Raw genomic sequence first — 11927 nt, forward strand, 5'->3', positions numbered from 1 at the left:
TGATTCCATTTTACAAGGACTCAGGCTATGAGTCTTTCTATTTAGCTAATTTGTTGCACTTGCATTGTAAATCCGTCACAAAAAAAATGAACGCCGCCAACGCCGCCGTCTCGACCGCGAACGGCCGCCTGACCACGGTGGCGACGGATCTGCTCAACGGCTTCGGCCAGCTGCTGATGCTGAACCAGACGCCGCGGCTGACGACTGGGGTGCAACGAGCCGGCAAGGTGCGCGCTGAAAAGCGTGTGGCCTACGCCAAGGCCAGTAACCTGTTTTACTCGGTGAACCAAGGGGCCGTTTCGGCCTGCATGCTGGCGGTGCTCGGCCTCACCGGCTACCTTTACCTGCAGGGTAAAGTACCGCTCGGCGTGTTCTCCACCAGCGAGTCGCTAGCCGGGGCGATTTTTAGCTCAGTGATGGGCATGACCGAGAACCTGGCGGAAAGAAAGACTGTTCAACCGCTACTAGACAAGTACCAAGCCGTGCCGATCACCGATGACACGGCTGGCCAACCCGTTGCGCCGCTGCGCCAAGCCTTAACCCTCGACCGTGTCGACTTCCGCTACCCAGACGCGAACCGTTCGACGCTGGCAGCCGTCAGCTACGCCTTCCGCGCCGGTGGGCACTACGCGATCACGGGGCCCAGCGGGATCGGCAAGTCCACCCTGCTTAAGCTGATTGACGGCAGCCTCACTCCTATTAATGGGCAAATCAGCTTTGACGGCCTGCCGCTGACGGCGATCGCCCCACGGTCCCTGCACGAACAAATTGCCGTGGTCGACCAGCAGCCGCTGCTTTTTAACACCACGTTGCGAGACAACCTGTTGCTCGGCCAGCAGGCCACCACCAGCCAAATTACCGCCGTGCTCGCCCAAGTTGGCCTGTCTGCCTTTGTTGCCAGCCTGCCAGAAGGATTAGCCACCAAGGTCGATTTTGCCAGTACCAATCTTTCCGGTGGCCAAAGACAGCGCGTGGCGATTGCCCGGGCTCTGCTTGCCAACCGTTCAGTCCTGCTGCTCGACGAGGCCACCGCAAGCCTTGACCCCGCCTCTGCCGCGGCCATCGATGAGCTGGTCCTCAACCTGCCGCTGACCGTTATCAGTGTCACCCATCACCTGACCGCAGCGACGGCCAAGCGGCTGGACGGCATTTTAACGCTAGACGCACCGCCAGCTTAATCAGGTATAATAAAAATATTAATTTGGGGCGGCCCGAGCGGTCAGCTACCAGTCAGGAGACACTCATGAAAATTAGACCCTACCAGCCCACCGACGAACGGGCCTACCTCAACACTGTTGCGCTGGCCTATATGCACTCCCAGTTCCGCGATCAGATCAGCGACCAGCGCGATTCATTCAGCGAGGCGGATGGCTATCGCACTGTGATTTCGCTTGTTGCGACCATTGACGGCCTCGTAGTCGGGGTGATTGACGCTGGCGTCTTCAACGACGACCGCGCCCAGCATGATATCTATGTGCAGCATCAAGGCCGCGGTAGCTACATCGAAGTGTTTGCGGTGAGCCCCTCCGCGCAAGGGCAAGGCATTGGGCGCAAACTGCTTAAAGCGTGCTTGGCCAATTTGAAAACTGCCGGTGCCGATTTTGTCGAGATCTTCACCCGCAGCGATGCCGCTGCCAACGGCTTGTACCAGAGCCTCGGCGTACGGGAGATTTCGCACAATTGGCGGGCGCTGGCGACGCCGAAAACCTACCAGGCTCCCAAGGCCAAATGGGCGCTGGACGCGGGCACTCAGGAGCTGGTCCTCACGGCCGCGGCCGGGCGCGTCGAAGCTTTGCCGGAGTACCCACAGTGGATTACCTTTTTCGCCGAAGCGGCCATGGCTGATTACACCATTACCGAATCGTATCGCGAACGCACCTACTTACTGAAGTTGTAAAACGAAAGAAGGCACCATTATGCAAATTACTCAAGTGCCAACGCTGACCAAGGCCCAAACCGCGGCGGCAAAAGCTTTGATCAAGACGACGCAGGCGGCGGACGGCACGCACCGTGACCCGTACCTCGAGAACGACTTTAACTTCGATCAGACCATGCCCGCCTTTTTCCTCGCTGAAACTGCGGGACAACTAATTGGTTTACTGACGCTGTATGCCGATGACGCACCGGGGCCAGACGGCGTGGTGGATATCAATATCCACGTGCTGCCGGATTTTCGCAGGCAAGGCGTGGCGACCGCGCTGTGGCAGGCGGCGAGAAAAGTGCTGCAGACAGCTGGCCAGCTAAAATGTGAATATGCGACTGAAGCCGCTTTTCTGACCAGTCATCCCCAATTCCTTGAGCAGACTCAACTAGTTAAAGACCCCACTAGTGAAATCGGCCTGATCGCACCTGCTGGCAGCGGCAAAGCCACCGATGACGTGCTCACAGTCGCCCCACTGACGAGCAGCGACATTGAAACCCTTCTGCCGCTGTATATGGAGGCCTTCGCAGACGAATCCGGGACTGACGAAAGCCAAGCCCGGCGCTATCTTGAAGTCGCGCGGACTGATCCGGCGGTCGCGTCGTTCGTCTGTCACTACCAAGGCCAGCCCATCGGCTACTGTGCAGTAGATTTGGACGATTACGACTACTTTTACGGGCTGTTTATTGCCAAGGATTACCGCAACCAGGGGTTTGGCAGCCGCTTTATCCAATTGATGATGGGCCAGCTCTCGACCACGCGCCACAAAGACTTCCGCCTCGACGTCGACAGCGACAATCCCGCCGCCTACCACGTTTACTGCAAGGCGGGATTCGGGCCGCTGACCGAAACTTGTTACCTCAGTGCGCCGACTGGCCGCTGGGCACTTAAGGATTAACTTCACGTGTGACCCGTGCCCAGCCGCGCAAAATTGCCAGTCACCAGATCTGGAGACTGGTGATTCTGTTCAGGCCAGATAACCCAAAAACGGTCGCACACTATGAAGTGTGCGGCCGTTTGTTTTTGAGGCGGAACGATGGCTTAAGCGGCTTGTGTGAGGTCGATCACCTGGTCGAACTTGGCCTGCCACTCCGGGCTGATGTGGTGCGCCACCTCGATCACCGTTTTCCCTGAGGCAAAAAGTTCATCGTGGATGGCGTCACTGAGCTTATCATCCAGCGCCGAGGTGGCTTCATCGGCCAGAATCACCGGCCGCTTGACCAGAAACGCGCGGGCAATTTCGACGCGCTGGATCTGGCCGCCGGAAAGATTCGCGCCGTTTTCGCCGCACTGGTAGTCCCAGCCCTTCTCCGCGACGAGGGTGTCGAGATGGGCTCGCCGCGCGGCTTCTTCCAATTCATCCTGCGAGTAATCCCCGCCTAACGTCAGATTAAACCGCAATGTGTCATTGAACAGGAACGGCTGCTGCTTGATCAGACTGAACAAGTCGAGCTGTTGGCGCGGCGGCAGCTGACCGGCGTCGATGCCGTTGATCTGATAGCTGCCTTGCATTGGCAGCTGGCCCTGCAACGCGTACAGCAATGTCGTCTTGCCAAAACCCGATGGTGCCTTGAGCAGAATTTTGCTTCCTGCCTTGATGGTCAGGTTAAAATTCTGCAGCAGCGCCTTACCGCCGCGGCTCAAGGTAATGTTATTGAGCGTTAAGGTCTGCAGCGTCCCAAGCGGCTGTTCGCTGCGCTTGTCGGAGCTGGTGTCTTTTGCCGTCCGCAACTTGGCCTGAATCTGCCGCGTTGTGTTCCACTTGTTCACCCCGTCCATAATGATCAGCAGCGGATTGGTGATCGAGTTGGAAAGTTGGACGATGCCGATGAAGCCGGCAATGGTGATGACGCCGCTCAGGATGCGAACGATCCCAAAACCAAACGGCACCAACAGGCCCACGGTCAGTGACAAGAAACTCATCCAGACGTCAGCCGAGCCAATCAAGTTGTTCATTCTGCGCAGCCCGTTTTCCATCGCGGTGCTGCTTTGGTTCAGGCGCGCCTTCGCTACCGTGTTGGCGTGGTAACTGCGGATCGTGTCCAAGCCTGAGAGTAAATCCTTCAAACTGCCGGTGTACTGGCCATTGGCTGCGGACCAGGCCTTGGAGCGGCGGTCAATCGGCTTTTGCGTCAGGCCTGACACCGCCATGGGCAGCAATGCACCCACGACGAAGACCAGCGTGGTCAGCCAATCGAAGTAAATCGCAGCCGCAATCGCAAAGATCAGCGTCAACAGCTCCTGAAGAATCGTCAGTTCCGACGTAATGCCGTTTGTTTCCAGCAGTTTTAAGTCGTTCGTCATGAACGACAGCGGCTTGCTGGCATCTTCCGGCAGCGGCCCGTCGTCAATCAGGTTCTTGGCCATCAGCGTTTTGATCCGCAAATTGACGGTTTGGACCAGCCGATTCTTCACCCACACCTGGCACTGACCAAGAAAGCTGAGCGCGGCAAACCCTGCCACCGCGAGGCTGCCAACCGCAAAAACCGACTCATCGAGCCGGCCGTGGCCGCGGCGATGAAGCCGCTAAGCATGAATGCCAAAAACACCATTTGCGCCGCGACGAACAGATCCAAAAATGCCAGTAACGCGACCTGGCCCTTGTTTCCATATCGCCAAATAATCATCAGACATGCCTCCTCTGCTTGTGATTTCAGTTTCCCACGCCTAAAATCAAAAGCAGAGATATTTGCAGATACGCAAAAGGAGATGGCGAAATGAGCCAACAGTTTGGCGTCACCGCAAAGGCAATTCGTCAAAGCAAGCACCTGACACTGCAGAATGTAGCCGATGAACAACTCTCCGTTAGTGCCTTGTCGCGGTTTGAAAACGGCCAGGCGGACCTCACAGTGACCAAGTTTGCCCATTTACTTGAGCGTCTTTGGACCACGCCAGAGGAATTCGTCTTTCGTTACCTGCAGGACAAGAATACCTTCGACCTCAACGGCTACCTCAGCATGGGCAACATGCTGATGCGCTTTTTTCCGCAAGGCAAGCAGTTCACGGGTGATGCTGGTCACTCAACAGCAGAACAAATTCGGGCCAAGTTTAATCAGGCATTGCCAGCTCTTGATGCGCAGATTGCCTCCAGCCATGATCCCATCAAGCGCTTTGCCCGGCCGCTGTGGGAGCTCCTCCGAGAGGAAATGGTGGACACTGGGAACAACGATTTTCATTTCCCCCAGCCTCATCCGGAATATACCACTGGCATCAGACAGTACCTGATGGCCCTCGACGACTGGGGCGAATTCGATATCTACATGTTTACCGGCTTCATGCCCGGCTTTGCGCCCAAGGTCGAAAAGCAGCTCTTTCAGCTGGCCATGACGCGCGCCGTGAAGTACCAGGATTTCCGGTCAACGCGGGAACTGATTTTTCGAGTGCTTGAGAACCAGTTTAATCTCTGCATGGCCTGGTGCGATTATGCGGCGGCCAAGGAGTGCTTGACAGAGTACGAAAATCAACTCAAAAGCAGCACTAACGCAAACAACAATATTAATTATCTGTTCAACCGCGGCTGGTACCGACTGCGGACCGACAAGGTGACCGCTGGCACCGAGGACTGCGAACACGCGCTCACCGTCACCAAGTTTTTGAAGCTGACTGATGAAGACCATGATTTGAGCGAGTTATACCATTTCATCCAGACCCATAACGGCAAAGACGACTGGCGGCGCGCCGCGATTTTTATCGATTAGTGGCGGGGTCAGCCACACCAAATTTTTTACTCACTAATGCATCCCCTAGATATTGTCGCTCAGCGCTAGTCTGACCATTTCAGATTCGAGGTTACCCTGATGAACAAACTGAAAAAGAAGGTCTACATTGCCGACTCCTTTAGACAATTAGCCCTCATCAACCAGCTCGCCGCCCAATTAGAAGCGGCTGGTTATACCCGCACTTTCGACTGGGGCAAAGCAGCTGACCCCGCCACCCTAAGCGGTCTTCGTGATATCGCAGAGTTGGAGATTCAGGGGATCAAAGACGCTGACTTTATGGTTTTCGTCTTCCCTGGTGGCAAGGGAGCCAACGTTGAGTTTGGCGTCGCCACTGCGCTGCAAAAGCCCATCTACCTTCTTGACACCACCGGTCAGTTGAATGATCCAGCAGACACTTGTACTTTCTACGAGATGGATCACGTCAAGAAGTTCCACGGCAGTGCCACTGATTTTATTGATTTCATCGTCAAAAATGAGTTGGTCAGGAAGTCATGAGCTAGGCAATAACAAAGCACCTTAATTGCACGGCAAAACAGCGCTGATATACCTGTTGAGCGGCTGATACCCTAACGTGCGATACAACTTGCCGGCCGCTATCGCTCTTTCGCTTTGCACCAACGTAATGCTTTCGGCCCCGCGGTGCGTTAAATCAGCCTGCACTGATTGGCAAAGTTGCGCCGCGATCCCCTGACGTCTTGCAGTCTCACAAACAGCAACGTACAACAATCGGCCAGTGTTTCCGACCAGCTCAGCAGAGGCATAAGCGACGACTTGGCCTTGCTGACGCACCACAAACAGTGGGTGATTCGGCGTCACCGTGGCAACCTCCTCACCGGTAAAAAACTGATGGTGCAGCGCAACGACTTGATCTAAATCAGTAGGTGCGGACTCAAGCGCCACCACCTGTGGCTTTTCCTTCAGCAAGGGCAGTGCCCAAATCGTTTCGCCGGTCAGCGTGGCCCCTTGGCTTTTCAACCAAGTCGTCATCTGCTGATTTTTCGGCGTGTGACATCAAAAAAGCCGTTGTAGGTCGCGCTACAACGGCATCCGGTGACAATATGTCCCCATTCGATATGAGGTCATTATAACACGAGTACATGACTCCTGCCATCTCCCATAATCAAGCTAACGAACAGAAGTGATCGTACCGTAATAACTCATTTTCGGAAAACTCGTTGAGCCTACCAGCAAAGCCGCTAACACCGCGCCAAGCGGTCCAATAATCGCGATAAAACGGGTCTGGCATAATGCTTGGCATTCATCATATACCACATCACGAGACCTCTCTCGGAAAATTTCAGAGTCTGCAATCAGGGCTATTGGACATAATAATTCCTGCTAACGCTTGTGCGGATCCCGCTCCATTAGGTACTGGAAGAGTTGCAACGAAACCGAAGCCGTTGCCCCAAGTATGAGACCGCTGAGCAGGCCCGAAATACGGAATGCGATTAAAATCATTGCGACAAATATGACGGTAACAATCATTAACACATACTTCAGTCCGCGCAATTCTATCCCCCCTTAATCTGACTAACGTATTATTTCTGTTTAGAAAAGCCGACTTAATGAGTTTACTTGTAAGTCATTCTGAAGTGCCTCTTGGAAAGACATGATTTGCTCTGCTAAACGGAAATTGCCTAGGGATGCGTACCACAAGTTGATCATTATCCTTCTAAAGCTTCTTGATCAAAATCAGGCAGGGATTCCACAGATCCCAAAGTGTTGGGAAGACCTCCAACCGCTCAAAACCCATACGCTCGTAAAATTTAATCGTCTGGTCGTATTCAGGGTAGTGTCCCTCGTCCACTGTTTTGACCTGCAAGAAGTCATAGTGCTGCTTGGCTTCATTTTCCAGGACGTGCATCAATGCAGTGCCGAAACCCTGCCGATGGAATTTTTTCATGACACCCATGCAACTGACCTCAGCACTCCTGACAGCAGTGCAATTTAGGTCGATGAACCCGGCCAATTCGCCATCCACTCGAGCTTGCCAGAGCGGAATCGTTGCGGCCTCCTCAATATATGAAGCCGTCGACTCCGGCAGCCCAAACCACTCAGGCAAGTCGGCAAGGACCTGCTTAACAATTTCACTGCACTGCTCTGGTTCTTTCACGCTCGTAATAATGCCTTGTCCCACTTTTACTCCTCCTAAATTGCTCTAATCTTAACCCCAAGAGTAAGCGGTTGCAATCAGCGGCTGATTCGATTTCCTGACCGCCTATGAAGAATATATACACGGTAGTTGTCTTCTAACCATTAGCATGGTAATATCCATCTGAGGAGATGGTGAAAATGGTTAAGCCAACTAAAGAAGAGAAGCTCACTTTCAATTTACAGAGCCAGGATCTGGCTGCAATCGATCTTTTGACGAAGAACGGATTCTACCGCAATCGGAGTGACTTCGTTCAAAAGTCAATTCATGACCAGTTGAATAAACAAGCAGGGTACTTGAATGAGCTCGTTGAACGCGATGTGAAACAACGGCGCGGTGTGATTGGTTTGATGAGGCTGGACAATAAAACTATCCAAAAATGGGCTGACTCTCAGAAGTCCGTCTCACTAGTGGTTTACGGACTCTTGCTAATTCCTGACGATGTCGAAATGGCTGAGCTCACTCAAGTCGTCAAGTCGATTGAGGTATACGGGATCACTCGCGCCTCAAAAGCAATAAAGGCACACTACAATCTTCGGTAACATTCTCTCAAGGGGGAAACCGGCTTGCAAATCCCCTACTGAGAGGAATCAAACAGGCAGATACAGTATTTTTATTAATGAACAAGCAAAGAGACCCGGGCAAATCGGGTCTCTTCTTGGTTTTAGCTTCTAGATAAATTCTCTTTACACTTCCAGTTGAGGAAAACCAATAATGGTCCAGCTCAGGCAACGAGCCAAAATCAGAATATGCAATCAGCTTGCTGATTTGGAACCGACCATCACACCGGCCTCCACAACTGCCAGCAAACCGCCCATCGCCCCAAACGTCATCGCAAACCCAACTTGCTGAATTAGCCACCCGAACAAAGGAAACATGCCGATCATCAGCAGTGAGTATAGCAGTGAGGACACTGACAGTAGCGTCGCACGCTGCGCACTGGGAATACGCGTATTGTACAACACGGTGAACACCGGTGGAATCAGCGCGTAGATGGCGTAAATCAACAGATATAGCGCGCTAAGCAACGGCGTCCCGCCGATTCCGGTCAGCAGTAAAAACAGCGCGAGACTGCTGCTTAGCCAATAAAGCAATTGCCTAGGGGGTAGTTTAACTAAACGCGGGCTCAGGCGAATCGTCCCCACTGCCACCAGTGTCGTGGCAGCCAGTAACACAGTAATTTGTGGCGTGCTGAAATGCCGCGTGGTCATCACATTCTGAAAATAATAGTAGTACCCAGCGGCAATCGTCGAGAACGCGGCGTCAAAAAGCATCAGGTGGCGCAGCTCGGGACGACTTTTCAGTACCGAACCAGCGGCGCGAATGATTTCCATCAGCGTCTGCCGCTGCTCAGGCTGGCGATGCTGACGAGGCTCGTGCAGCAGCATCGTGGCCGCCATTCCGATGATTGCAAAAACAATCGCGACCCAGTAAGTCGCGGCCAGATTCCAGTTGACCATGGTCCCGGCAATCAGCAACCCGCCGCTGGAGGCAATCTCGATCACGATGTTAAGGCGGCTGGAAACCCTCGGCCACTGCTTTTCCGCCCCTGATTCGATCAGCGACTCATAAAGTAATGCCTCCAAAGTGCCGCTTTGAAGGTTGTAGCCCCAAGCGGAGAACACAAAGCTGACGGCAAACCAGATGAAGCTGCCCGAAGTGAGCATCATCACCGAAGAAATCAGCGCGCAACAGCGGCTGAGAATAAGCATGCGCCGGTAGCTGAACCGGTCAGCCAACATGCCAGAAGGCACTTCGAACAAAAAACTGGAGACGTGAAACACACTTTCGCATAGGCCAATCGCCACCAGGCTGAGGCCACGCTGGCCAAGGTAAACCACCCATAGCTGGGTGATGCCAAAGAAGGTTAAGAAGCTGTATGCATAAGCGGCATACAGTTGACGTTTGATAATCATGAAACTCCTATCCGCGTATTTGCGCAAAACGAAAGCCACCCGGCGTGCGGATGGCGAAGGATCGCCAAAAAGGGCAGACTTCACCCCTTAAGCGGCAAATACGTTAATAATCGTGTGTGCGCGAGCAATCCAGGATAGGGTCATGCTTTTTCCTCCGAAAATAATTACAGTGAGAATAGCATTGATCTAAGACCTGGTCAACGGTGCATCACTTTCACAACCAAAATTGGGCCAGAAAACCGCCGAATCGGGTTCAGCTAACTAGCGACCTGATTAGCCAAAGCATCCCCAAAAGTAAAGCGCCGCACACAACAGTAAATTTGGCCCATATTCTGATAAGCTCGCGTTTGTGCGTGCGATGCACCCAATATAGGTAAATTTCATAACCAGTGACGATAAGTTCTCCGATAGCAGCTAAAGAGATCGCAACAATATTGAACATCAAGCATCACCCCCTATATAACGTGGTCTCGAGATTGAACGTTTTTTGACAACCATTTGCACAAGAACCAACCAGGTAAAACAAAATGTCCTCATAACATTTAATAAACGAGAAGTGAATAAACCTAATGATAACTTGATGATTGTCGATAAATTAGCTGATTTTTGTTTGCAATGCGCTGGTGCCCAGCAATTTAAACTGACTTGCCACAAAAATCCCACCATGAGTCGGCAGAAATCGCTCTCTGCCGTGAAATCATGGTGGGATCATTTAATTTACCTCAGTGTCTTACATGGTGTCTTCATGCACATCGATACCAATACTATCTAGGATTTTTACATCATCAACGAGCGTACATTTAACAATGCTCTCAAATTTCATCGCCATCTGCCCAGCTAACTTTGCCACAGCATCAGGATCCGGCTTACCCTGAAACTCTTTCGGCTCCTCATTGAAAAACACATTGAAGCCGACCCAATCCTCGCCTTGTTCTTTACGCGGTGGATTGCAAAGTGTGCCTGTGCCTTCAGTGAACAGATAAACACAGAGGAAACAAGACATCTCGCAGCCCCCTTCAAAGATGGCAAGCTCACGAGGGGTCAATTGCTCGGTATTAGTGAATCGTATTTTAATCAAATGGTTACCTCCACATTTTTATCCGGTTTTGATAATGTGGGGTGAAATACTCAAATCTATTTATTATGTAACAGTATAAGCCACCCTGCTATTGAGCGGCAACAGAAACATTCTTAACGAAACAATTGCAGGGCCAGCTCCAGGCTAGATGTCAAACGCGGCCTCCCCGTTCGCCCGCTCGGTCTTGATCTTATTCTTGTACTGGTGCTCAGAGAACTCTGCCAACAAAATCCTGCCTAGTCTCTGTGAATCGATTGCAAACCTGAAAACAAAAGTGGCTGAGACATAAATCGAAGCTGCCAAAAAAGGCCGACCGTTCTACCAGAATATTTCTGGATAGTTCGGTCGGTTTTTTGTCTCTAGTGAGTTTTTTCCCCACTTTTTTAGCTATTCTGACTTTTAGGGTACGACAAATAGACCCCCACTTCAGCAGGCCCTTTAACAGATCTGGATGGACGTCTATCAGAATTGCCAGCTTTTGAAGGTTTCCTGCCATCAAAGTTAATCCGAGCTCTTGGCGAACGGGCTCAAGTCCACGCACTGAAGAACGAGTGAAGTTCAGATTGTGTTTCATATTCCCAAAGACTGGTTCCACTTCAATCTTACGAGTTGCGTAGACAATGGCCTGATCTTCATCCGTCAGGTGAGCACGAATGCTTTCTTTCTGCGCTTCCCAGTGTGGGTTAACAGCAATCCGCCTTAGGTTTCCCTTCTCGGTCAGTGCTAATTTGGCCAATTCAGGATCTTCATCCGCTACGGCTTCATAGCTGATGAAGTGACGGATTGTACCAGTTTGTTTGTCGGTTCGGTCGTATTCTTTGTTCCGTCGGAACTGGACACCGTCGGCATCAATGTAGCAATCAAGCGTTTTATCATATTGCCAATTTTGTCTCTTTGTGGGGTCCTTACGGTATCGCCTGGACAGTTCTTTTAGATACATCGTGTACGGAATCAAAGGGACAGCGTGATATTGGCTTGTAATATAGTCGTAGTTTGGTTCGCTACCATACCCGGCGTCCGCAACCACGAAGCGAAAATGGCGATCAAGTTGTTTCAAAAAGGGTATTAAGGTGCGTTGATCCGTTGGTCTCTGATTGACGTCATAGTACAGAACAAACTGGTTCTGAGTGGCAATTTGCAA

At 52.0% G+C, this 11927-nt stretch carries 12 protein-coding genes; 6 read left to right on the plus strand and 6 right to left on the minus strand.

The window, feature by feature from the left end; genetic code table 11:
• The 3 genes from EKM85_RS10930 to EKM85_RS10940 form a co-directional block, all read left to right on the plus strand.
• A partial coding sequence (locus EKM85_RS10930) for an ATP-binding cassette domain-containing protein (protein WP_225418991.1) occupies positions 1-1178 on the plus strand: 1178 nt, incomplete at its 5' end.
• A 65-nt stretch (positions 1179-1243) separates the two neighbouring features.
• Positions 1244-1897 (plus strand): GNAT family N-acetyltransferase, encoded by a 654-nt coding sequence (locus tag EKM85_RS10935; protein ID WP_125586859.1) that lies wholly within the window; start codon positions 1244-1246, stop codon positions 1895-1897.
• A 19-nt stretch (positions 1898-1916) separates the two neighbouring features.
• A complete protein-coding gene (locus tag EKM85_RS10940; protein ID WP_125586861.1) occupies positions 1917-2819 on the plus strand; it encodes a GNAT family N-acetyltransferase in 903 nt (300 codons plus the stop codon).
• Positions 2820-2962: 143 nt separating this feature from the next.
• Here EKM85_RS10940 and EKM85_RS11740 read toward each other — a convergent pair whose 3' ends face one another.
• Complete coding sequence (locus tag EKM85_RS11740; protein WP_125586863.1) at positions 2963-4384, minus strand: ATP-binding cassette domain-containing protein; 1422 nt, start codon at positions 4382-4384, stop codon at positions 2963-2965.
• A gap of 254 nt (positions 4385-4638) precedes the next feature.
• Between EKM85_RS11740 and EKM85_RS10950 the strand changes: the two genes are divergently transcribed.
• Together EKM85_RS10950 and EKM85_RS10955 are read left to right on the plus strand one after the other, a co-directional pair.
• A complete protein-coding gene (locus EKM85_RS10950) occupies positions 4639-5619 on the plus strand; it encodes a helix-turn-helix domain-containing protein (RefSeq protein ID WP_125586865.1) in 981 nt (326 codons plus the stop codon).
• 99 nt (positions 5620-5718) lie between these two features.
• Positions 5719-6135: a nucleoside 2-deoxyribosyltransferase gene (locus EKM85_RS10955; protein ID WP_125586867.1), complete on the plus strand. Its 417-nt coding sequence runs from the start codon at positions 5719-5721 to the stop codon at positions 6133-6135.
• A 21-nt stretch (positions 6136-6156) separates the two neighbouring features.
• Here EKM85_RS10955 and EKM85_RS10960 read toward each other — a convergent pair whose 3' ends face one another.
• Positions 6157-6627, minus strand: a complete 471-nt coding sequence (locus EKM85_RS10960; RefSeq protein WP_125586869.1) for a GNAT family N-acetyltransferase — start codon at positions 6625-6627, stop codon at positions 6157-6159.
• Between the two features lie 685 nt (positions 6628-7312).
• Positions 7313-7777, minus strand: coding sequence for a GNAT family N-acetyltransferase (locus EKM85_RS10965; protein WP_125586871.1), 465 nt, complete (start codon positions 7775-7777; stop codon positions 7313-7315).
• A gap of 155 nt (positions 7778-7932) precedes the next feature.
• On the opposite strand from EKM85_RS10965, the gene EKM85_RS10970 reads away from it, so the two are divergent.
• Positions 7933-8334: a hypothetical protein gene (locus tag EKM85_RS10970; RefSeq protein ID WP_125586873.1), complete on the plus strand. Its 402-nt coding sequence runs from the start codon at positions 7933-7935 to the stop codon at positions 8332-8334.
• A 213-nt stretch (positions 8335-8547) separates the two neighbouring features.
• On the opposite strand, the gene EKM85_RS10975 is transcribed toward EKM85_RS10970, so the two are convergent.
• The 3 genes from EKM85_RS10975 to EKM85_RS10985 form a co-directional block, all read right to left on the minus strand.
• The gene (locus EKM85_RS10975; RefSeq protein WP_125586875.1) at positions 8548-9708 is read right to left on the minus strand and encodes an MFS transporter; all 1161 of its coding nucleotides are present in this window, start codon (positions 9706-9708) and stop codon (positions 8548-8550) included.
• 730 nt (positions 9709-10438) lie between these two features.
• The gene (locus tag EKM85_RS10980) at positions 10439-10786 is read right to left on the minus strand and encodes a hypothetical protein (protein ID WP_125586877.1); all 348 of its coding nucleotides are present in this window, start codon (positions 10784-10786) and stop codon (positions 10439-10441) included.
• Positions 10787-10994: 208 nt separating this feature from the next.
• The coding region (locus EKM85_RS10985) for a transposase (protein WP_164510761.1) at positions 10995-11927 on the minus strand (933 nt) is incomplete at its 5' end.

The sequence above is a fragment of the Lacticaseibacillus jixianensis genome (assembly GCF_003946485.1).
Taxonomy (GTDB): domain Bacteria; phylum Bacillota; class Bacilli; order Lactobacillales; family Lactobacillaceae; genus Lacticaseibacillus; species Lacticaseibacillus jixianensis.

Excerpts from the sequence above, each read along its gene's own strand:
- EKM85_RS10940 (WP_125586861.1), top strand. The coding sequence starts at position 1,917 with ATGCAAATTACTCAAGTGCCAACGCTGACCAAGGCCCAAACCGCGGCG.
- EKM85_RS10935 (WP_125586859.1), top strand. The coding sequence starts at position 1,244 with ATGAAAATTAGACCCTACCAGCCCACCGACGAACGGGCCTACCTCAAC.
- EKM85_RS10950 (WP_125586865.1), top strand. The coding sequence starts at position 4,639 with ATGAGCCAACAGTTTGGCGTCACCGCAAAGGCAATTCGTCAAAGCAAG.
- EKM85_RS10970 (WP_125586873.1), top strand. The coding sequence starts at position 7,933 with ATGGTTAAGCCAACTAAAGAAGAGAAGCTCACTTTCAATTTACAGAGC.
- EKM85_RS10960 (WP_125586869.1), bottom strand. The coding sequence starts at position 6,627 with ATGACGACTTGGTTGAAAAGCCAAGGGGCCACGCTGACCGGCGAAACG.
- EKM85_RS10955 (WP_125586867.1), top strand. The coding sequence starts at position 5,719 with ATGAACAAACTGAAAAAGAAGGTCTACATTGCCGACTCCTTTAGACAA.
- EKM85_RS10975 (WP_125586875.1), bottom strand. The coding sequence starts at position 9,708 with ATGATTATCAAACGTCAACTGTATGCCGCTTATGCATACAGCTTCTTA.